The 20,941-nt window shown below is 39.8% G+C and carries 21 protein-coding genes; 10 read left to right on the forward strand and 11 right to left on the reverse strand.

Annotation, left to right across the window (positions count from 1 at the left end; translation table 11 throughout):
• Nucleotides 1-12: 12 nt before the first annotated feature.
• Nucleotides 13-1,956 carry a CHASE2 domain-containing protein gene (locus tag PL11201_RS13625; protein WP_234996692.1) on the forward strand — a complete coding sequence of 648 codons (1,944 nt, stop codon included), beginning with the start codon at nucleotides 13-15 and terminating at the stop codon, nucleotides 1,954-1,956.
• Between the two features lie 133 nt (nucleotides 1,957-2,089).
• Here PL11201_RS13625 and PL11201_RS13630 read toward each other — a convergent pair whose 3' ends face one another.
• Nucleotides 2,090-3,058, reverse strand: coding sequence for a metal ABC transporter solute-binding protein, Zn/Mn family (locus PL11201_RS13630; RefSeq protein WP_079679607.1), 969 nt, complete (start codon nucleotides 3,056-3,058; stop codon nucleotides 2,090-2,092).
• A gap of 91 nt (nucleotides 3,059-3,149) precedes the next feature.
• Here PL11201_RS13630 and PL11201_RS13635 point away from each other — a divergent pair, with 91 nt between their 5' ends.
• Nucleotides 3,150-3,911 (forward strand): metal ABC transporter ATP-binding protein, encoded by a 762-nt coding sequence (locus tag PL11201_RS13635; protein WP_079679392.1) that lies wholly within the window; start codon nucleotides 3,150-3,152, stop codon nucleotides 3,909-3,911.
• A 74-nt stretch (nucleotides 3,912-3,985) separates the two neighbouring features.
• Here the strand turns inward: PL11201_RS13635 and sds are convergent, their stop codons facing one another.
• Complete coding sequence (sds, locus tag PL11201_RS13640; RefSeq protein ID WP_079679393.1) at nucleotides 3,986-4,957, reverse strand: solanesyl diphosphate synthase; 972 nt, start codon at nucleotides 4,955-4,957, stop codon at nucleotides 3,986-3,988.
• A 913-nt stretch (nucleotides 4,958-5,870) separates the two neighbouring features.
• Entirely contained in the window at nucleotides 5,871-6,701 is an 831-nt protein-coding gene (gene murI, locus PL11201_RS13645) for a glutamate racemase (RefSeq protein WP_079679395.1), read from the reverse strand.
• 234 nt (nucleotides 6,702-6,935) lie between these two features.
• Here murI and PL11201_RS13650 point away from each other — a divergent pair, with 234 nt between their 5' ends.
• From PL11201_RS13650 to PL11201_RS13665, 4 genes are all read left to right on the forward strand, one after another.
• Complete coding sequence (locus tag PL11201_RS13650; protein ID WP_079679397.1) at nucleotides 6,936-7,196, forward strand: ParB N-terminal domain-containing protein; 261 nt, start codon at nucleotides 6,936-6,938, stop codon at nucleotides 7,194-7,196.
• Nucleotides 7,197-7,301: 105 nt separating this feature from the next.
• Nucleotides 7,302-7,808 carry a DNA starvation/stationary phase protection protein Dps gene (dps, locus tag PL11201_RS13655; RefSeq protein WP_079679399.1) on the forward strand — a complete coding sequence of 169 codons (507 nt, stop codon included), beginning with the start codon at nucleotides 7,302-7,304 and terminating at the stop codon, nucleotides 7,806-7,808.
• Nucleotides 7,809-7,849: 41 nt separating this feature from the next.
• A complete protein-coding gene (locus PL11201_RS13660) occupies nucleotides 7,850-8,488 on the forward strand; it encodes a helix-turn-helix domain-containing protein (protein WP_079679400.1) in 639 nt (212 codons plus the stop codon).
• A gap of 101 nt (nucleotides 8,489-8,589) precedes the next feature.
• Nucleotides 8,590-8,910, forward strand: a complete 321-nt coding sequence (locus tag PL11201_RS13665; protein WP_079679402.1) for an STAS domain-containing protein — start codon at nucleotides 8,590-8,592, stop codon at nucleotides 8,908-8,910.
• Between the two features lie 106 nt (nucleotides 8,911-9,016).
• Here the strand turns inward: PL11201_RS13665 and PL11201_RS13670 are convergent, their stop codons facing one another.
• Nucleotides 9,017-10,156: a PP2C family protein-serine/threonine phosphatase gene (locus PL11201_RS13670; RefSeq protein WP_079679404.1), complete on the reverse strand. Its 1,140-nt coding sequence runs from the start codon at nucleotides 10,154-10,156 to the stop codon at nucleotides 9,017-9,019.
• 562 nt (nucleotides 10,157-10,718) lie between these two features.
• On the opposite strand from PL11201_RS13670, the gene PL11201_RS13675 reads away from it, so the two are divergent.
• Nucleotides 10,719-11,165, forward strand: coding sequence for an ATP-binding protein (locus PL11201_RS13675; RefSeq protein ID WP_144017753.1), 447 nt, complete (start codon nucleotides 10,719-10,721; stop codon nucleotides 11,163-11,165).
• A 26-nt stretch (nucleotides 11,166-11,191) separates the two neighbouring features.
• Here the strand turns inward: PL11201_RS13675 and PL11201_RS13680 are convergent, their stop codons facing one another.
• Nucleotides 11,192-12,226 carry an amidohydrolase family protein gene (locus PL11201_RS13680; RefSeq protein WP_079679608.1) on the reverse strand — a complete coding sequence of 345 codons (1,035 nt, stop codon included), beginning with the start codon at nucleotides 12,224-12,226 and terminating at the stop codon, nucleotides 11,192-11,194.
• A gap of 127 nt (nucleotides 12,227-12,353) precedes the next feature.
• Between PL11201_RS13680 and PL11201_RS13685 the strand changes: the two genes are divergently transcribed.
• The 3 genes from PL11201_RS13685 (at nucleotide 12,354) to hypD (ending at nucleotide 15,581) form a co-directional block, all read left to right on the forward strand.
• Complete coding sequence (locus PL11201_RS13685; protein ID WP_079679609.1) at nucleotides 12,354-13,694, forward strand: adenylosuccinate synthase; 1,341 nt, start codon at nucleotides 12,354-12,356, stop codon at nucleotides 13,692-13,694.
• Between the two features lie 331 nt (nucleotides 13,695-14,025).
• Nucleotides 14,026-14,391: a hypothetical protein gene (locus PL11201_RS13690; RefSeq protein WP_079679406.1), complete on the forward strand. Its 366-nt coding sequence runs from the start codon at nucleotides 14,026-14,028 to the stop codon at nucleotides 14,389-14,391.
• 74 nt (nucleotides 14,392-14,465) lie between these two features.
• A complete protein-coding gene (gene hypD, locus PL11201_RS13695) occupies nucleotides 14,466-15,581 on the forward strand; it encodes a hydrogenase formation protein HypD (protein ID WP_079679408.1) in 1,116 nt (371 codons plus the stop codon).
• A 36-nt stretch (nucleotides 15,582-15,617) separates the two neighbouring features.
• On the opposite strand, the gene PL11201_RS13700 is transcribed toward hypD, so the two are convergent.
• From PL11201_RS13700 to PL11201_RS13725, 6 genes are all read right to left on the reverse strand, one after another.
• Nucleotides 15,618-16,463, reverse strand: a complete 846-nt coding sequence (locus PL11201_RS13700) for a M56 family metallopeptidase (RefSeq protein WP_079679409.1) — start codon at nucleotides 16,461-16,463, stop codon at nucleotides 15,618-15,620.
• Nucleotides 16,463-16,885, reverse strand: a complete 423-nt coding sequence (locus PL11201_RS13705; protein ID WP_079679410.1) for a BlaI/MecI/CopY family transcriptional regulator — start codon at nucleotides 16,883-16,885, stop codon at nucleotides 16,463-16,465. The genes PL11201_RS13700 and PL11201_RS13705 overlap by 1 nt, the downstream gene beginning before the upstream one ends.
• A gap of 170 nt (nucleotides 16,886-17,055) precedes the next feature.
• On the reverse strand, nucleotides 17,056-17,391 hold the full coding sequence (petJ, locus tag PL11201_RS13710; protein ID WP_079679412.1) for a cytochrome c6 PetJ: 336 nt from the start codon (nucleotides 17,389-17,391) through the stop codon (nucleotides 17,056-17,058).
• Between the two features lie 202 nt (nucleotides 17,392-17,593).
• Nucleotides 17,594-19,495, reverse strand: coding sequence for a hypothetical protein (locus PL11201_RS13715; RefSeq protein WP_079679414.1), 1,902 nt, complete (start codon nucleotides 19,493-19,495; stop codon nucleotides 17,594-17,596).
• Between the two features lie 31 nt (nucleotides 19,496-19,526).
• Entirely contained in the window at nucleotides 19,527-20,480 is a 954-nt protein-coding gene (locus PL11201_RS13720) for a lysylphosphatidylglycerol synthase domain-containing protein (protein WP_200816767.1), read from the reverse strand.
• Complete coding sequence (locus PL11201_RS13725) at nucleotides 20,480-20,890, reverse strand: lysozyme inhibitor LprI family protein (protein ID WP_079679416.1); 411 nt, start codon at nucleotides 20,888-20,890, stop codon at nucleotides 20,480-20,482. The genes PL11201_RS13720 and PL11201_RS13725 overlap by 1 nt, the downstream gene beginning before the upstream one ends.
• Between the last annotated feature and the right edge of the window lie 51 nt (nucleotides 20,891-20,941).

Genomic DNA, 20,941 nt, shown 5'->3' on the forward strand with positions numbered 1-20,941 from the left:
CAGTATGAAGTTATGAAATCAAAAAAAACCGCCTTCAGACTTCATACTTTAAGAATGCGAGTTTCTTGGCAAGGGCTGAAGTTATTCCGTTATTTATGGTTAAGTCCATTGATAACCGCTTCAGTCATTGCCTTGCAAAGTACAGGTTTTTTACAACTTTTAGATTGGGCAACTTTTGATCAATTTGTCCGTTGGCGACCCCTGGAAGCTCCCGACCCTCGAATCGTTATTGTTACGATTGATGAACCGGATTTAAAAAAGCTCGGACAATGGCCAATTCCTGATGCTATTTTAGCAAAATTAATTAAGAAAATCAAGCAACAACACCCCGTTGCCATTGGCTTAGATATTTATAGAAACTTACCCGTTGAACCAGGGAATAAGGACTTAGTTACTGTTTTTAAAACTACTCCCAATTTAATTGGTGTAGAAAAAGTTGTTGAGGATCAAAATCGAGCTTCTATTGAACCCCCACCCATCTTAAAAGAGAAAGATCAAGTGGGGGCTGCGGATTTAATTTTAGATGCCGATGGCAAAATTCGTCGGGCATTATTATCCATAAAACCCCCGAATAGTCCTACAATTCTTAATTTGGGGGCGCGGGTTGCTCTGATGTATTTAGAAGCTCAAGGAGTGACACCGGAAATGACGGCAAATCATCAGGTGAAATTAGGAAAAGCCGAATTCATTAGATTTACTAAAAATGATGGCGGTTATGTTCGTGCTGATGATAAGGGGTATCAAATCCTATTAAATTATCGAGGATCGCAGGATAATTTTAATAAAATTTCGATAACGGAGGTTTTAAATAATCAAATTCCTCCAGATTTTTTTAAAAATAAAATTGTATTAATTGGCCCCTTTGCTCAAAGTTTAAATGATTTATTTTTTACTCCCTATACCAGTAATTTATTTAGTATCAGCGATCGAACTCCTGGGGTGATTATTCATGCCAATATTGCCAGTAAAATCATTAGTAGCGCCTTAGATGGACGGCCTTTAATTTATGTTTGGTCAGATCGAATGGAGTGGTTTTGGGTATTTGTTTGGTCAACTTTAGGAAGTAGCTTAGGCTGGGTTTATGGGGGAACCCGTTGGACTGCCTATTGTTTGATTTTAGCGACCGGGAGTTTAATTCTGATTTCCTACTGGGCTTTTTTAAGTGGATGGTGGCTCCCCTTAATTTCTCCTCTATTAGCATTAGTTAGTTCGGGAATGGTGGTCACAGCTTATATTGCTAATGTTGAACGTCAAGACCGGAAAATGGTAATGACTTTATTTCAACGTTATGTGACTCCTAAAATTGCCGAAACAATTTGGCAAAATCGAGAGGATTTATTAGAAAAAGGTCAAATCATGGGACAGAAAATGATTGCTACTGTCCTATTTACTGATATTAGAGGATTTAGTACCATTGCTGAACAAATGGAACCAGCTATGTTAATGGGTTGGTTAAATGAATATATGAATGCTATGGCTAATACTGTGTTTGAACATGATGGAGTTGTGGATAAATTTATGGGGGATGCTGTGATGGCGGTTTTTGGAGTTCCTATTCCTAGAAATTCCGATCAAGAAATTGCTCAAGATGCCACATCGGCGGTATCCTGTGCTTTAGCAATGGGGGAAAAATTGCGCTCTCTAAATCAACATTGGAAACAACAAAATCAACCCATAATTTCTATGAGAATTGGGATTGCGACCGGAATTGTCGTAACCGGAAGTTTAGGAAGTTCTCAACGAATGGAATACACAACTTTAGGGGATAGTGTTAATATTGCGGCTCGCTTAGAAAGTTATGATAAATCGTTTTATAATCAAGGAATCTGTCGGATATTAATTAATGAAGAAACCCATAAACAAATTGATAGTAGGTTTCCTACCTGTTATGTTGGTCGGGTTCAATTACATGGACGTCAACAGTTAATTAATATTTATCAAGTCCTGAATGATTAAAATTATGGCGTTGTTGCCCGTTGTTGCGCTTCAGCGCACTCTTGATCAGAGTGTTCATCCCAACAACCAAAAACATTTGTTGTTGTGCTTCAGTGCCCTCATAAAGATTGCGCTGAAGCGCAACAACAAACTTTTAATTAGGATTAAAAGGAGTATATTTTCCCCCCAATGCTTCCACAATAGTTTTAGTATTTTTAACCAACATTTTAATATAGGTTTCTCCCGCACTTCCTGGAATTCCAATCGAATCAGAATATAACTGCTCTGGAGCTAATTTAACTCCCGATTCTTCCGCAACCGTTGTAATTAATTGCGGGTTAATAGTGGTTTCCGCAAAAATAGCTGGAACTCCCGCTTGTTGAATCGAACTCGCTAAAGTTTTAACAGTTTTTGCACTCGGTTGTTCTTCCGTACTAATCCCAATTAATGTACCAATAACCTCTAATTTATAGTCATGGGCATAATATTGAAACGCATCATGGGTTGTCACTAACTTTCTATTTTTAGGGGGAATAGTTGCGATTTGTTCTTGAATCCAAGTATCTAATTGAGTTAACTCCCGTGTCAATTTTGCTGCATTTTTATTGAAAATCTCCCGATCTTCAGGAGATAAAATAATCAACTCATCCCTAATTTTATTCGCCATTAAAATAGCATTTTTAGCCGTTCCCCAAACATGAGGATCGGGTTGTTTTTGTCCTTTATATTGAAAATCCAAAGGTTTAACTACCTCCCCCACAGCCACTTTTTTTCCTTGAGTTCCCGCCGCCCTAATTAACTTAATTAATCCCGGTTCTAAATTATAACCATTATAAAAAATTAAATCCGCCTTTTCTAAAGCAATACTATCTTGAGGAACAGGTTCATAAACATGGGGATCTGTACCCGGCTTTAAAATTCCTAGATGTTCAATTTCATCCCCAGCAATTTGTTCAGTTAAATCAGCAATAATGGTACTCGTAGATACTACTTTTGGTTGATTGCTATTAACAGAAAGGTCGGTTTTCCCTTGAGTACAACTACTTAATCCCGTTAACAGAATCCCGAAAAAAATACCCCTAAACCTTATAGAAAAGGACTTTTGAGCAATTATTGGCAACATCATTTTATGATTTTCATAATCTTTTCATTTTCATGATAGACTAGAAACATCATCCTCCCCCAAAAGGGAATAAAAAACACAGCAAACGCCGATGAACATTATAGACTTCCCCCATCCTAACCCAGCCTTAACTATCGACCACCTTAGCGTCAACTATCGCGGGGTAGAAGCATTGCGAGATATCTGTTTAAACATCCAACCCAGACGACTAACCGGGATTATTGGGCCGAATGGGGCGGGGAAAAGTACCTTAATGAAGGCGATGTTGGGGTTAATTCCCATGGGCAAGGGTGCGGTGGTCTATGACGGAAAACCCCTAATTCAGCAACGTCAACGGGTCGCCTATGTTCCTCAGCGATCGCAAATTGACTGGAACTATCCAGCAACAGTTTGGGATATTGTGATGATGGGGAGAGTGCGGAAAACCGGGTGGTTGCGTCCTTTTTCTGGAGTCAGTCGTCGCATCGCCACCCAAGCGTTAGAAAGGGTAGGAATGGTTGAATATAAACATCGCCCCATTGGTCAACTGTCGGGCGGTCAACAACAGCGCGTATTTTTAGCCCGATCTTTAGCCCAGGAAGCGGAGATTTTTTGTTTTGATGAACCCTTTGTCGGGATTGATCAAAAAACCGAAGCGGTGATTTTTAGTTTATTTCGAGAGTTAGCCGAATCGGGTAAAATTGTAATTGTGATTAACCATGATTTGGGGGAATCCATTGTTAATTTTGATGATTTGGTTCTTCTCAATCAAGAAGTCATTGCTATGGGCAATCGTCAACAAGTTTTGAAAGAAGATTATCTACAACAAGCCTATGGCGGAAAGGTATTTTTCTTTTCTGAAAATGTAGCTTAATTGATTTCGGGATGCAAACAATAACTGCCTTGTTAGTTAACAGTTAACTGTCATCAGTCAACTGTCAACTCCTTTTAATACAGCCGACTTAAAACATAATCTGCTAAACCAATTAACGCCTGTCGAGATTCACAAGTTTGAAAAGATTCCAAATACTTGACCGCTTGTTGGGCATGATAAGAGGCTAATTCCCTAGAGCGTTGAATCCCGGAGCTATCTTTAATTAAGGTCAAAGCCTGTTCTAAATCTCCATCAGCAGTAAATTCCCGCTCAATTAAAGTTTCCAGGTAGGGTTTTTCTTCTAAAGCATAAAGGGTGGGTGCAGTTAAATTTCCACTTTTGAGATCAGACGCTGCGGGTTTCCCTAATTCCTCGGTTAAACCCGTAAAATCCAAAATATCATCAACAATTTGAAAGGCTAAACCTAGATAACGACCATAGTTATATAAATCTTCGGTTTGTTGCGGAGAAACTTCACTCAAAACACCTGCCGCTTTAGAACTATTGGCAATCAAAGAAGCCGTTTTATAATAACTTTTTTCTAGGTAGGCTTCAATGGATAACCCTGTATCAAACCGATTCAGACCCTGTTGAATTTCTCCTTCTGCTAAATTCATAATCACCTGGGACAACAATTTCACCACTTCCAGGTTATCCAAATTGGCTAAATACCAAGAAGATTGGGCAAAGAGAAAGTCTCCTGCTAATACCGCAACTCGGTTATTAAACAAACTATGAACCGTGGGAACTCCCCGACGCATTTCAGAATCGTCCACGACATCATCATGGACAAGACTGGCGGTATGGATCATTTCCGTGATTTCTGCTAACCTCCGGTGCTTGAGGGTAATATTTTGATCGGGCATTGTCATTCGGGAAATTAACAGGACAATCGCAGGACGTACCCGTTTCCCTTTGACACTAAACAGGTGTTCTGCGGCGGCATACAAAATCGGATGTCGTGCACCGACAAGCTGTTTTAAGTTATCGGTTAACTGCCGCAGGTCTGCTTCAACTGGCGAAAATAAAAAAGTTTGCGATGTCATGGATTAGCCAACTCAGGCATTGAGTTAACAAAATTTTACATATTATAGTCTGATTCTAAGCTGTTTCGGCTCAGGGGATCGCATTTTTGCTAAAATATTGTATCGAGAACTCTCCGTAGCCGGAAGCAGTCCTCAAAAATTTAAACACCGTTAACCCTTGAAAAAGGTCGCTTCTGGTGCTTTTGCGCCCCCTTTCCCCTACTCTATTTTTTAGGCTCGGTGGGCGGATTAAATACTGAAAAAAATTTCCGTGAATAGCCTCCATTCTCTAATTTTTATGTTATCTTGGAAGCAGGAGTTTAAGGAATTCTATACATTAGGGACAACAGGTCTAGCGACTGGGTTCAGGAGAATCTATCGCCACCTAATTAATCTATTGGCTTAAGGATAGCCGTTAGGACTTCTCGACGAGCTTCTAACTTCATTCTGGTCATTAGGCTGTCCACAATATCGGTGAGGGGAGTCTCTATTTAGGGTTTGATGAGAGAATCCTGGGTTTTAAAGTAGGGAATCCTCTGCTGAGTTTCGGTATAAGCAATATTTCGGGGAAATGAGAATTTCCCTCGGAGATTTTCTATTTGTGGGTCATCAAGAGCGCAGGCGTTAGCGATCGCGTGTTGACCTGATGTAGCGGGTCTTAAACTTCTGTGATGCTCCTCCTCCTATTTCTTCGGGCTGACTCATGATGTTCTATAACGATATGCCTTTAACCATCCCGCTCCTGGCCGCGGGTTATGTTTTAATGATTTATTTACTCTTAGCCCTTGCTAAGTATACGACAAACATCTCCTGATCGTAGGGGCGAGGTCTCCTCGCCCATTACGGTGTCAGTGTAATTTGTTGACATCCTCACCGCCCTAGAAGTGCGGTGATTCCTCGCCGCGCCACCGTTTTACGGATGGTCGATAACTGATTACTGATTACTGACGGTTACGGGTTCCATCGTGGGTAAGGTGGTGGCTTCTACTGCGGGAGTAAATCCCAACCACTGCACCGAAAGATCGGCAAACTGTTGAGGGCAGCCACTCACACAAAACCGCGTCGGTTTAGGAGACTGGGTGTTCTGCATTCCTAATAGTTCTAATTCCTTAGCAGTAGCTTTAACTAAAGAAACCGCCGGGTCAACCAACCGAACCTGAGCCGGAAGGATTGAGCGCAACACCGGGGCTAAATGAGGATAATGGGTACAGCCATAAATCAGAGTATCAATTTGCTGCTGAATTAACGGAGTTAAATATTCCCGTGCCACTTGATAGGTATAAGGATCATGAATTCGGTTTTGTTCAATGAGGGGAACAAATTCTGGACACCCCACTTGCCAAACCTGAACCGACGGATCGGTTTCTTGAATCGCATGGCGGTAGGCATTACTGGCGGCCGTGGCGGGGGTGGCAATTACTCCAATCCGTTTTCCTTGTCGAACTGCTGCTTGAGCACCCGGAAGAATAAGTCCTAGTATGGGGATATCAAATTCATCTTGAACTGTTTCTAAGGCCAGGGCGGAACTGGTATTACAGGCCATGAGAATCATTTTGGCGTCCTGTTGCATCGCCCAAAGAATAATCGGACGGACAAACTGCAAGATTTCCTCTCGTGAACGGGTTCCATAGGGCAAGTGCGCCGTATCTCCAAAGTAAAGAACGGATTCATTCGGAAGTTGGCGGTACAGTTCCCTTAAAACCGTTAATCCCCCCACACCACTATCAAATATTGCGATTCTTTTTTGTCGATTGTCCGTTGTCATGGGTTAAAAATCTGTCTTTGATTGTCTTTTATCGAGGGTGGATAGCTCAGTTGTCAAGTCTATCGACGGTTTAAAGCCAAGTATCCTTGCCCCGACCTACCCTACTGCATTACTTCTCGCGATTCAATCACCGATGCCGGAAACCCAACGGCTCAATTTTTGAGCTCCATGGGTTGTAAGTCGAAGTCATTACGAGTATGATCTAAAAAGACAAGAACAAGGAGAATAGACTCCATGCAGGTTAAAGAAATTCCTCTCCGGCAGATTCGTCGTCCCCTGCCCCGGCAGACTGATCAAGCTAAAGTAGAACTATTAATGCAATCGATTCAAGAAATTGGGTTGCAAGAACCGATTGATGTTTTAGAAGTAGAGGGGGAATATTACGGTTTTTCTGGGTGTCATCGCTATGAAGCCTGTACAAAATTAGGGTTAGAAACCATTCGCTGTAATGTGCGAAAAGCGCCCCGTTCTATTCTGCAAAAACATCTGGCTTGAGGTAGATTTAGAAAGGTTTAAAATCCGATATAGTACCCCTAGTTTCCTGTCTGTTTTGAAATTTTCTATTCATCCAATAAAACCTTTAAAGGAGCTTTTTTAATCATGGTAACAACAAATCGTAAACAACGTCTTTATGCAACTCGAATTGATTTACCCGAAGCCACCCGCGCCAAAATTATTGAGATTCTTAATTACAGTTTAGCGACAACATTAGACTTAAAAACCCAAGTCAAACAAGCCCACTGGAATGTCAAAGGGATTAATTTCTATCAGTTGCATTTGCTGTTTGATGAAATGGCAACGGAATTAGAAGGATATGTGGATTTAATTGCGGAACGAGCGACGGCTTTGGGCGGGACAGCCATGGGAACGGCTCGGATGGCGGTTGCCGATACAATTTTACCTGAATTTCCCTTGGATCTCGCTAATGATAAAGATTATGTGGTGGCTTTAGCCGATCGCTATGCTCCTTATGGCAAAATAGTTCGAGAAGCCATTGATAAAACAAGCGCATTGGGCGACGCGGATACCACCGATTTGTATACTGGAATTTCCCGCGCCATTGATCAGCGCTTGTGGTTCTTAGAATCCCATTTACAAGGCAATTAAAGAGCCGTCAATGGCAGATAACTCGTGAACTAAAAATTAAAATGAGTGAATCTGCGTTGCCTGATTGTACTTCCCAATTGCAGGAATTAATGCAACGGGCGGGGGTTTCTAGCTTAGAAGAACTCAGTCAAAATGCTGGGGTTTCCCCGTTACAGATTATTCGACTGCGACGGGGACTGGCGCTGCAAACCCCTGTGGGTATTTTGCTGAAAATTAGCCAGGGTTTAAAGATTTCCCTGACCGAACTCCTATCGGTGTTTGCTGCGGGTGCTGTCCCAGATGAAGAAAAAGCCTCTCCAGGGAATTTGGCACAGGAATATCAACACTTACAAACCCAGATGGAACAGCAACGTTCTGTATTGCTGGAGGAATGGAAACGGGAAAGTCTGCACACCTTGGAGTCTTGGCTCTTACAATGGCCAACGGTGGTCTATCGAGTTCAAGAAAATCCCCAACTCCCGGCGGTCAAATTATTACGCTTTGTAAGTCCGGTGGAACAGCTTATGGGAGAATGGGGAGTAGAAGCGATCGCACCTGTTGGGGCAGAAGTTGCTTATGATCCCCATCTTCACCAGCTTTTGGAGGGAACGGCTCAACCAGGAGAACCGGTGATTGTGCGATATACTGGATACCGACAGGGAAGTAAACTGCTCTATCGCGCTAAGGTCAGTCCAGTATAGGCCTGTTCAAGTTAAATGGATAGATTTGGCATGGAGTTCAACTCAAAGCTATACTAACGGAGTCGAGCGAGTCTTATGGAGGGTTCAACCCCTAAAAAACTATGAGTTCTGATGTTAAAATTCTTAAACCTAACGGGATTTTGGATGGCACTAAAGCGAGTCAATTTCGGCAGGATATTGTTGCTTTAGTTGAGAAAGGAGCCAAGACCATATTAATTGACTTCCAAGATGTCACGTTTATGGATAGTTCTGGTTTGGGTGCATTAGTATTAGCTTTGAAAGCAGTCAGAGCGGCTGGAAGTCGATTATTTGTTTGTTCTATTAATGAGCAAATTAGGATTTTGTTTGAACTTACCAGCATGGATCGGGTGTTCGAGATTTTTGAAAGCCAAGAGAAATTTTTGGAATTTGTTGAAAGCTAACCTGGTGCTATTGGGTCACTAAGACGGGGTGAAAACGGGGGTTGATCTGAATTTATGCAGATTGGTGTTTCCCAATTTCACCCTCAATTCTATTCTTGATCAAAAGTTAATCAAAACTTACTTTTAGGAGTGAGAAATCATCATCAAAGGGATTGTTGGAATTATATTTTTTAACCGTATTTAATACCAATTCTAAAGTATCTGATTGTAAATGATTATATTCTGTTAAAATAGAGATAAATCCATCTAAACCCAACATCGTATTATTCTCTGGTGGTTGGATTTCATAAACTCCGTCACTAAAAATATAAAGATTACTGAATTCTGCAATATCGTGGGTTGCATCTATATATTCAGCGTCTAAAAACATTCCGACGGGCATTCCTCGGGTTTTTAACATTTCAATTTTGAGATTTTTTGGATCTTTGCCAGTTAACAAAATAGCGGGGGGATGACCGGCGCTAGAATACAATAATTTTCGAGTGGAAAAATCATAAACCCCATACCAAATCGTAAAATATTTATCGTTTTGGTAGGTCATTTGAAAGGTAGTATTTAAGGCTTTTAAAACGTTACTGGGTTGATAGTAATTAATATTAGGAATTGCCCTAGATCGGAGTAAATTCAGCACGGAAACTGAAGGGAGAGCCGCTTTTAAACCATGTCCTGATGTATCTAATAAATAAATTGATAAATGGTCAGAATCTAGCCAAAAATAGTCAAAGGAGTCACCGCCTAATTGACGAGAAGGAATGAATTTAGTATCAATTCTGATCGGTTCCATTAAGGGTTCGGGAAGGAGCGATCGCACATACTCAGCGGCTTCGGCTAGTTCGGCTTCAATTAGTTGTTTTTGGGTTTGTAAATCTTGACTAAGTTGATGTAATCTTAATCCAGCCCGAACTCTAGCATAGAGTTCATTCATTTCAATGGGTTTAGAAATAAAATCATCAGCCCCCGCATCCAGCCCCGTAACCCGATCAGAAACCGAACCCAAGGAAGTTAATAGGAAAAACTGTGTGGTTGATAATTCCGGGGTAGCCTTAACTTGACGACAGACCTCAATCCCCGTTAGCCTGGGCATGATCCAATCACAAATAATTAATGCCGGACATAGCTGTTTAGCCTGTTCTATGCCTTCTTCACCATTAGTTGCCACACTGACATCATAACCCTGTTTCTTCAGCGTTCTTTTAAGAAGTTCTAAAATGGCAACATCATCATCAATAACCAGAATTTTAAACATGAGTGTTGAGGTACGTTGGTACACCAGATGAGGGTAATCAAGGCTAAGTTAAGACTTTTCTATGAATGCTCTTTGAGTATAGTCTAATTGGAGGGTTGACTGAATTTAAGATTGAAGGAATTTAGGATGATGTTCAGTTAATATTGAAGATTCATACAGTTTGTCCCATAAAAGTTCTGATTAATCCTCTGGAATTTTAGAGCAATAATTTTGTGCAATATTAATGTTCATCCATAGAAGGTCAGTTTAATTTCCAAGGAAGGTGTTTTAACTCCTAAATAGGTTGATTTTGCTTAAAGGTTACAACAAGTCGGGGGCGATCTCTCGCGGTGGAAAGAAGTATTTTACTTGATTTGGCACAACTACGGTTCAATCCAACTGCAAAACTTTCTAAAAATGCAGTAAAGTATAGGGAGACTCAACGAGCGATTACTGATTTCAGTCGGAATAATCAGATCGTTAGTCCCAAGCTGTCTCAGAGGTTCAACCGAGATCACTGGAGCTTGAACTTTCATTTTATGATCATAAACTTATTGTGATTGAATAAGAGGGTTTAAAACCATTGCCATTACCCCAAATTACCCAACTGCAAGTTCCCTCTAGCCTAGACAGTCTAGCTAAGGTCTTGTCCTGGTTTGATCAACTGTATCAGTCCTTTATTCCTAAATCCGTTTGGTTACGCTGTCAGTTAGCTTTAGCCGAGGGGTTTACTAATGCAGTTCGTCACGCCCACCAAGGACTTTCTTCTGATTTATATATTGATTTAGAAGTTACTATTTTAGATCGGCAAATTGAAATTCGGATCTGGGATTTTGGCGTACCTTTTGATTTAATGAAGAAAATCAAGGATATAACGAAAGAAATCAAGGATACTCCAACGGATAGTGATCCTCCTTTAGGTGGGGGTGGCACAAGAGGCTTACTATTAATGCGCGATATTGCGGACTATTTAAGTTATGAACACGGTGAAGATGGACGCAATTGTCTATTAATTATTAAGCAATTTTAAACTGATAACTGATTACTGATTACTGATTACTGATAACTGATTATTGGTTCGGGTTTTAATAAGCCATGAAGAATTTGTGTAGGCGGGTTTTGATGGGGCCAGGCAAAGGCATGGCGAAAGGCGGCTTGTTGACAGGCTTCTAATTGTTCAAACTCGATAATATCGAGGGTTAATAAATTCTCGTATTCAAAAGGTAAACGAACATTATGTAACCCCGCATTATCGGTACAAATCGCAATATCAACCCCGGCCTCAAAACAGCGTTCAAAGACAATTTTTAACTGCTGAATATCCTTGAGGGTTCCCGTTTTAATATAGGTGGTGGGACAAACTTCTAAACATTGATTATTTCTGGCTAATTCCGGTAATAATTCTGGATGTAATAACGGAATTTGGATGCCATGGCCAATTCGCATTAAATAGGGTAATAATTCAGGATAACAACCTTCCGGGGTTTCATATAAATGTCCGGTGGTTTTCAAGCCCAAGGATAGGGCATATTTGTACAAATTGATAAATTCATCCAACCGTTGAGCATAATGATTATCCCCTCCGGCGATATCAACTGCACAGACATATTGGGGCATTTGGGCAGCCAAATTAATAATCGCTTGATTGACTTCAAACGGAAGTCGGGTGTGCATACACAAAATTTGGCTGGTGATAATGGGGGTATCACTCAGTTGACTGGCTTTTCCCACCACCTCCACAATTTCAGCCATACAGTCAATTCTTTGGGACTGACTCAGATGTTCTGGGGTGCGTAAATAGGGTGTATAACGTAATTCTAAATAAGCTAAATTTTCAAAAGTATAAGCGCCGCGCATCAACCGATAAATAAAATAGGGGAGGGTTTCAACGGTCTGCACACTTTCCACCATGGTATGCAGTTCTAAATATTCATCTAAGGTATTGCGGGGTTTGGTATAAAAATCTTCAAACCGTTCATATTCTGCAAAACCTTGGGTAAACTGAGGGTTATGACGTTGGAAATACCGCCACAGAATGCGCGGTACAACTGAACCCCCTAAATGGCGATGTAACTCGGCGTGTAACGGCATAATAGAATGATGATGATATTGACCATTAACCATAGCATAGCCCTATATTTCACAAAACTTAATTTGACAGAGTGCCTGTAATCACAGATAATCAGGATTTGTGTAAACTGTCGGAGTGAAAACTCTCTTGGCTAACGTAGTTGTTATCGGTGCCCAGTGGGGCGATGAAGGAAAAGGCAAAATAACCGATCTGCTCAGTGGTTCAGCAGATGTGGTTGTCCGCTACCAAGGTGGCGTAAATGCAGGTCACACAGTTGTTGTGGACAATCAAACCTTCAAACTGCACTTGATTCCTTCAGGCATCTTATATCCCGATACCGAGTGCATTATCGGTTCAGGAACCGTCATTGATCCCAAAATTTTAATTGAAGAACTGGATCAACTGGAGTCTCTGAAGATTTCCACCAAAAATTTGATGATTTCCCAGACAGCCCATGTGACGATGCCCTACCATCGCCTCCTGGATCAAGCATCGGAAGAACAACGGGGATCTCAAAAGATTGGGACAACGGGCCGGGGAATTGGCCCGACCTACGCCGATAAGTCTGAACGCACGGGTATTCGGATCATTGATTTGATGGAAACCGAGAGTTTACCCGATCAGTTGCGCTGGACGATTAGCAATAAAAACGTTATTCTCGAAAAACTCTATAATCTCCCGCCCCTCGACCCGGAAGCGGTGATTGCGGAGTATTTGCGCTATGCAGAACGCTTGCGTCCCCATGTTGTTGATGCGTCACTAAAAATCTACGCGGCGGTGCAGGATCGACGGAATATTTTATTTGAAGGGGCACAAGGAACCCTGTTAGATTTAGATCATGGGACGTACCCCTATGTCACATCTTCTAACCCGGTTGCAGGTGGCGCCTGTGTGGGTACGGGAGTTGGCCCGACAATGATTGACCGGGTGATTGGGGTGGCGAAAGCCTATACTACCCGGGTCGGAGAGGGGCCATTCCCGACGGAAATGGTGGATGGAATTGGCCAGGTCTTGTGCGATCGCGGTGCAGAATTTGGAACCACCACCGGACGTCAACGCCGTTGCGGTTGGTTTGATGCGGTGATTGGCCGTTATGCTGTCAGAATTAATGGTTTAGACTGTTTAGCCATTACTAAATTAGATGTTTTGGATGGCTTAGATGAAATTAAGGTTTGCATCGCCTATGATATTGATGGAAAACGGTGTGAACATTTCCCCAGTAGTGCGCGAACCTTTGCCCGGTGCGAACCCATTTATGAAACGGTTCCAGGTTGGAAAGAATCCACCGCAGACTGTCGGAAATTAGAAGATTTACCTCCAGCCGCACTCAGTTATTTGAAATTTTTGGCGGAATTAATGAAAGTTCCGATCGCGATTGTTTCTTTAGGTGCGAGTCGAGATCAAACTATTATTGTCGAAGATCCGATTCACGGCCCGAAACGGGCGCTATTAGACGCAGATGGACAACCCATCACCGTTGGCGGTTAATATCTTTTTTTGTGATTCCCTGGTTTCGGCCGGGGAATACTTTTTTCAGGTTAGAGCTACATCTAAAACTGCTTTTGTCCATATTTAATCGAAAATTCGACCGTCTTTAAAATTTAGATAAAACACTAAAGGGGGTCTTAAATGTCTAATTTCATGTCCGATGAAGATAGAATGATAGAAATATATATTAAACATAGAAATTTAAAGAGATTTGTTATAAAAAAGTTAAAAGAACAAGGAATAAATTGTCAAGAAACAACTAAAAATGAATTGCCTATGCAGAAATCCCTGAAAGCGAGTTCATGGAATCTGAAGTAGAGGAGGAAGGATAATGTTAGATATTGTGTTCTATCCTGCTAATGGTGAGTTATCTTATTCTGTTGATGTTTCAGAAGAAATTTATCAATGGTTAGCGAAATCCGAATTCTCTAAAATTGGGAAGTCGGTATTGCGAAAAATGGAGATTGATGGAGAAACAGAAAAACTATTTTTGGTTAAGTTAGGGAAAGACACTCGCAAAAAGTTCAAGAATTTTTTTCGAGATGTGATCACCCAAGAAAGTGATCAAGTGCTAACTCAACTTGGCGATTCTCCCTCGAAACAGGAGTATCAACAGGCGACATACCGCTTAAAAATCCTGCAAGAACTCCGCAAGTGCATCGAAAATCAGGATTATCTGTATTTGCAAAGATGTTAGCTTTCATTCCGTGGCAGAGCCAGGGAACAAGTGTTAATATAACGATAATTGATTGATTAGTTATAAAAAATATTATGAAATTTGTTGACGAATACCGGGATGGAAAACTCGCTCAGGATTATGCCAAAGCGATCACATCAATCACCACAAAACCCTGGAAAATTATGGAGATTTGTGGAGGCCAAACCCATTCTATTGTTAAATACGGAATTGATGAACTTCTCCCCTCAGAAATTACCTTAATTCATGGCCCTGGTTGCCCCGTTTGTGTCACCGATATTAATATTATTGATCAAGCTATTGCCCTCGCTTCCTTACCTAATATTATTTTTTGTTCCTTTGGAGATATGTTGCGAGTTCCGGGGAGTGAAAAAGACCTATTAAGTGTTAAAGCTACCGGGGGAGATATCCGAATTATTTATAATCCCTTAGACTGTTTAAAAATTGCCCAACAAAACCCCACAAAACAGGTAATTTTCTTTGCCGTTGGCTTTGAAACCACTGCCCCAATCACCGCCATGGCAGTCTATCAAGCCCAGCAACAAAATATTAATAACTTCTCCCTTTTAGTCTCCCATGTTCTGGTGCCTCCGGCGATGGAAGCCCTCTTATCGAGTCCGAATTGTCAGGTGCAAGGGTTTTTAGCCGCGGGTCATGTTTGTACCGTCATGGGATATAAGGAATATGAACCGATTGTTGATAAATATAAGATTCCAATTGTGGTGACAGGGTTTGAACCCATTGATATTTTACAAGGAATTTATTTATGTATTCAACAACTGGAAAAAGGAGAATATAAATTAGAAAATCAATATAATCGTTCCGTGCGTCGAGGGGGAAATGAAACCGCTCAAACGATTATTCAAGAAGTATTTGAAATTGTCCCCAGGGAATGGCGAGGACTGGGAGAAATTCCCCAAAGTGGGTTAGGAATTAAACAAAAATATATTAATTTTGATGCTCAAAAACGCTTTAATTCTCAACAGTTAATTCCCGTTTCTTCCCCCTGCCAAGATTGTATTAGTGGTGAAATTCTCCAAGGGATTAAAAAACCCCAGGAATGTCCGGTTTTTGCAACCCGTTGTACTCCCGAACATCCTTTAGGGGCGCCAATGGTTTCCTCTGAAGGCGCTTGTGCCGCCTATTATCGCTATCGTCAACAAACTAAAATCCCTGTCCTCCAAGGTTAAAGGAGGAGGTTCAGGGTATTCAAATAATTGGTGTAATTAGGAATAATGGAAGGGGACGGTAATCCAAGGTAAACAGACCCAAAATAGTAATATCCAGACCCACCATCCCCAGGTTAAAGGAACAGAATCTTCCGTTAAAATTGCATCTATTCTTTCCTCTAAACGACTACTCCGAATCGAACAACTAAAGGATAAATTGCCATAATCAGGGGATTTAAACGGAGCTTTGGCGAGATATAATAGGGATTCTGCTAATACTAAAGCGTCAACTTGTTGGGTTGCGTAACGGTCAGCCCGCATTTCCCTTAATAATAGTAATTCTTGCCAGAGTTGGTTGGTATTAGGAAGCCAACAGGTTAAAGTTTGTAGCCAACCCAAGGTAAAAAACCAAAAAGTATCTCGATAGTTTAAATGGGCTTGTTCATGGGCAATTACTGCTTCTAAATGAGTCTCATCTAAGAGGTTTAATAATCCTTGGCTGACTACCAATTCCGGTTGCCAAAATCCAATCTGAGCACTATAGGGAAAATCATCTTCTAAAATTCTCGCTGTTTTTCCCATAACAACCTGTTGAGATAAGCGATGAATTCGGCATTGAGATTGCCACAATTGACCGATTAACTGAATAACCGTTAATATTCCCCAACCGACAAATCCCAAAGCCAAAAAATAACTAAACCAACTGGCTTCAAGTCCCAACATTTCCCCCTTTGTTCCCATCGATAATACCGCCAAGGCTGTCATTAATAAAACCAAAGGCGGACAGACAAACAAAAATAGAGATTTTTGCCAGCGTTGATGCCAACTTCCCCCTTGAGGTAAGGGGATAAGTCGCAAACCAACCGCGCATCCTAGGGCGAATAAAATAATCATTAAGTGCATTATTGTTGTCCCTCCCGTTGGCGACGAATAGCATCAAGGCGTGAGGCAATGGCATCAATTTGATCTAAACTTGCGGTATCCAAACTATCAGCAAAAGAAGCAACTATATCGGGATTACCTATGGCTAAAAATCGATTTAAACGATCATAAGCTAAAATAGCCTGGGCTTGTTCACGGGTGACTAAAGCTTGCCAATAAAAAGCCCGTTCCTGTTTATTGCAAACTAACCAACCCTTATCTGTTAAACGACGCAATACGGTGGTTACTGAAGTATAGGCTAATTCTCGGTTCGGGTCAGATAAAATCCGTTCATGGACATCTTTCACCGTGGTTATACCCAATTCCCAGACTATTTCTAGGATTTCGGTTTCTAAAGGGCCGAGGGAAAGTTGCCGAGGACGATAATTAGGCAGAGGAGCCATAGAGAATCCATAAAAATACTATTATTGAATTAGTGTAATAGATGATTTGAATAAAAATCAAGTTGTTCTGATTTCTCCACTCAATATCTAAAAACAGAAAACCCCCCAAACTCTAATTAATTATAGAGAGTAAGAGGTTTAACTGTATTAAAATTCAGGGTTAATTTATATTACTTTTTCCATTCTTTATCCGCTTGAGCTAATACATAAGCTGCAACATCAGCAATTTGATCGTCTTTTAAACGACCTTTGAAACTGGGCATTGCAGCTTTACCATTTGTCACTTGGGTTTTGATTTTCTCGACATCATACATCCCATATTTTTCGAGATCGGCTTTTTTCAAACTTTTCGCAGCATTGATCAGGTTTTTACCCCCAGCATGACAAGAAGCGCAATTTGCTGAAAATACTTTAGCCCCACTTGCTAAATCGGCGGCGAAGGCATTAGGAACAAAACTTAAAACAGTTACAGCAATGATTAACAAGGCTGAGATTAACTTTTTCATCAATATTCTCCTGTGAGGAAATTTAATCAATTATTCTATGGTGCAAAAGGGTTTTCCCCTTGTCAAAAGACAGGCCGTCAAACTTGTCCAGCTTTAAAATTTAACTTCATATTAATTAATGAAAATCAAACAAAAAAAGTAGTATGGTGAGTGCGCTTCCCTTTCGCAACTCCGATCAATTAAAAATCATTAATATAATCCTTCAATCTGGACTAGGAGAAATCTGTTGAATTTCTTCAATATTAGCCGTTTTAATAATTTGTTTTGCTGCTAAATCTTTAACGCGATTAGATTTTAAACCTTCTAACCACTTAACTAAAATTAGTTCGGCATCATCAACAATTTGTTCTTTTTGTAATTCCATTCTTAATGTATCTACAAACTGTCGTGTTAAGCGTTTTTGTAACTGCATAGCGATAAAATCAGGGGGTTTATTTTTCCCGGCTTCCAGAGATTTTTTAGGACTTTCTGAAATGGTAATTGCAATCTTTTTCACAACACTATCAGCAACTTGTTGAGGCAAATGTCCGATCAAAGGAATTTTATTTAATCCTTTATAAATCAGAGACTGTTGAATAGAGTTAGTGACTTGATAGTGTAGGTAAGCCTCTAATTCAGGACGAATGGTGGGTAAAACTTTAGAAATTGTAATCTCAACAATTTGGTTGGAAATTCCGGGGGGAGACTGGGATTCAAGTTCAATAGCTTCTAAGGAAATCGATTGATAGGAGGAAGGCGGATTAACTAACTTTTTCAGGCTTCCTTGTTTAACAAAATTTTGAATTTTATCAACCCCTTGATTGACTAAAACCTGAACTAATTCTTGAGCAAAACTATAGATTATTTTTAATTTTAGGTAATCAATCGTCGGTTGTAAACTCGGAAAATTGGCTCGATTTAAGTGATAAATGGCTGAAATAAAACGCAAAAATAATAATTTAGGAATTAACAAAAATACATAATACCATAATTTTAAAATTGCCTCCCTTAGTGTTAGTTGAGGTTGGCGAGACCGGAGGACATATATTTCCATTAAAAATATTAAGAAAAACAGGTTGATCCAAGGTAAATCAATCAACCAAAATCGATTCACAAATTGACCATTTAAACTCAATTGTCGAAAATAGAATGACTCCATTAAATCTTGAATGTCATTTTCAAAAAATTCGAGTTCTTTTTCCCATCCTTGTTTTTCTAAATTTTCCACACTCCAAAAGACATAAAAAGCCTGTCTGGAGGATCGATCTGACCAAATTAACTCAGGGGCTAAAAAATTTAACAGTTTAATTTTATATAAAAATTTTAGAGTCGGTGTTAGCCGGGTTGTTACTTTGGGATCTCGGCTATAGATATGATCAATCATGCGATATTTCGCTGCGGTTAATGGCCCCAAATTATGTTCTAATTGTAAGAAATAACTGCGGTCAATAATCTTAGCACTTGATTCTCGAAGTTCTTTAAGTAAAGCCTGGGATTTAGGTGTATCCAAACCATTGTATTTTAAATAAACTTTTAATTCTGAAACTTTAACTAAATAACTTTGAGTTAATCGATCGGGTTCAATCCCTTTAATGATATCATAGGTTAAACTGGGTTCATTAAATAAAATTAAAAACCTGATATTTTTATTAAAAAAATCTAACTCTTTTTGCCATTGTTTTTGATTGAAAAAACTGGGACTCCAGAATTTTTCTAACGCTTGCTGAAAATTATTAATTTTGACATGATTCTGAAAGCGATTTTGAATTTCTGCTAAAGTTCCATAGGAATTGAGAACCCGAAACGGGGGATTTTCTATCAATAATTCTAAACTAGACTCACGAATATCGGTTAATGCTAACTTAACTTCTTCAGACTCAATTCCAAACTGATTAATGGTTTTTTCCAGTTGATCAACTTGCTGCAAATATTGATTTTTAGGTGTATTTTCAGATTGGGTTTGATGTTGACTCCATTGTAAATAAAATCGACGAAGTTTAATATAACTTAAATCAAAAACAACTAAACAAAAATTAGCTGTAACAATCAGAGCTAAAATTCTAGCGACGAGGAGAGATAAACCTGTGCGTTGAGTAGAAATTGGGGGTTCAAATTTCGTCGTCATAGTCACCTGTAGCGAGTAAATTTTAAACGGCTTAGTGATGCTTTTTTAGTTCATTAATTCCTAGTAACACAGTTGCTACAATCATGGGAAGTAGATAATAAATAGCGCGATAGGCTAATAAAGATCCTAAAACATTAGCTGGATTTACTTCTGAAGAAACCAAGGTTAAAACAACGGTTTCAAAGACCCCTAAACCTCCGGGAATATTACTAACCATACTAGCCGTCATTGCTAATAAATAAATGCTAAAACAACTCAGATAAGAAGCGGTGCTACCTTCGGGTAATAATACATATAAAACCCCGGCGGCGGCTCCCCAATCTACGGAGGCAAAAGCAATTAAAGCCAGTGAAACACTCACGGTAGGAAAGTTTAATTCTAATTGTCCAAATTTGATAGGTTTATGATTAAAACTCGCCCATAATAGATAGACTCCAATAATTAGGAGAAAGATGATTCCCACAGGACGAACTGATACAAATGGTAAATCTAAAATACTGGGAACTTTTAAGGGGGTTAATAGAAAAACTAATCCACAGACTCCCAATAATCCCAACCAAAATGTTAAGTTAGTAAAAGCAATTACCTGGGCAATTACACCTGGAGGAACACGCCACCTTGAATATAAGCGATAACGAACAGCACTCCCTGTTAATAGGGCAAACCCCACATTATTACTAATGGCATAACTGATAAATGCACCGATGCCGATCTTAACGTAATTCAGTGAAAAACCGATATAAATAAACGCTAAAATATCATAGGCTGTGGTCATCAAATAACTGAGTATCATCAGGGCAATTGCGCCTAACCTATTAATTTTAGGAAGATTAGATAGACTAATCAAAACATCATCTATAGAATATTTTTCCAGCTTTTGGCTAATGGCCCAAATCGAGAGACAAAATAGAAAAAAGCCGAGAATAGAAGGCACAATCTTACGCATTCGATTCATCTCGGAATTTAACCAGGAACTGGTGGACATTACTTAATTTCAGCTAAATAGTTTTGTAAATCTTGAACTCTTTGCTGAGTCACTTTTGCTAAACATTGGGTTAAAAATAAAGGTTCTGCCGTACCTCCTAACACTTGACTCGATTCAAAACTACAGGTTTTGTCTCGAAAGGAAATCCAAGCCTTTTGCGCTTCAGTTAAACGTTTTTTCCGTTCTGGGGATAATTGACCGATAAGTTTTTGGTAAGTTTGATTCAGCTTTTGATCCGCTATTTGATATTGATCAGAGGCACATTTTCGCATTTCTAAAGTATTGCCATCGGGCCGACACTGAACAGTTTGGGCAATTAATATTTCAGGTGCAGCTAAACTCGGATATACAAAAACCGTAAAGTTAGCAATTATAAACAATAGAAAATAAACTTGTAATATTTTTCTCATAGGGTTAAAAAAAATGTTGTTTAAACAAAAAAGTATTAAATTAAGACAATA

The organism is Planktothrix sp. PCC 11201 (assembly GCF_900009135.1).
Taxonomy (GTDB): Bacteria; Cyanobacteriota; Cyanobacteriia; order Cyanobacteriales; family Microcoleaceae; genus Planktothrix.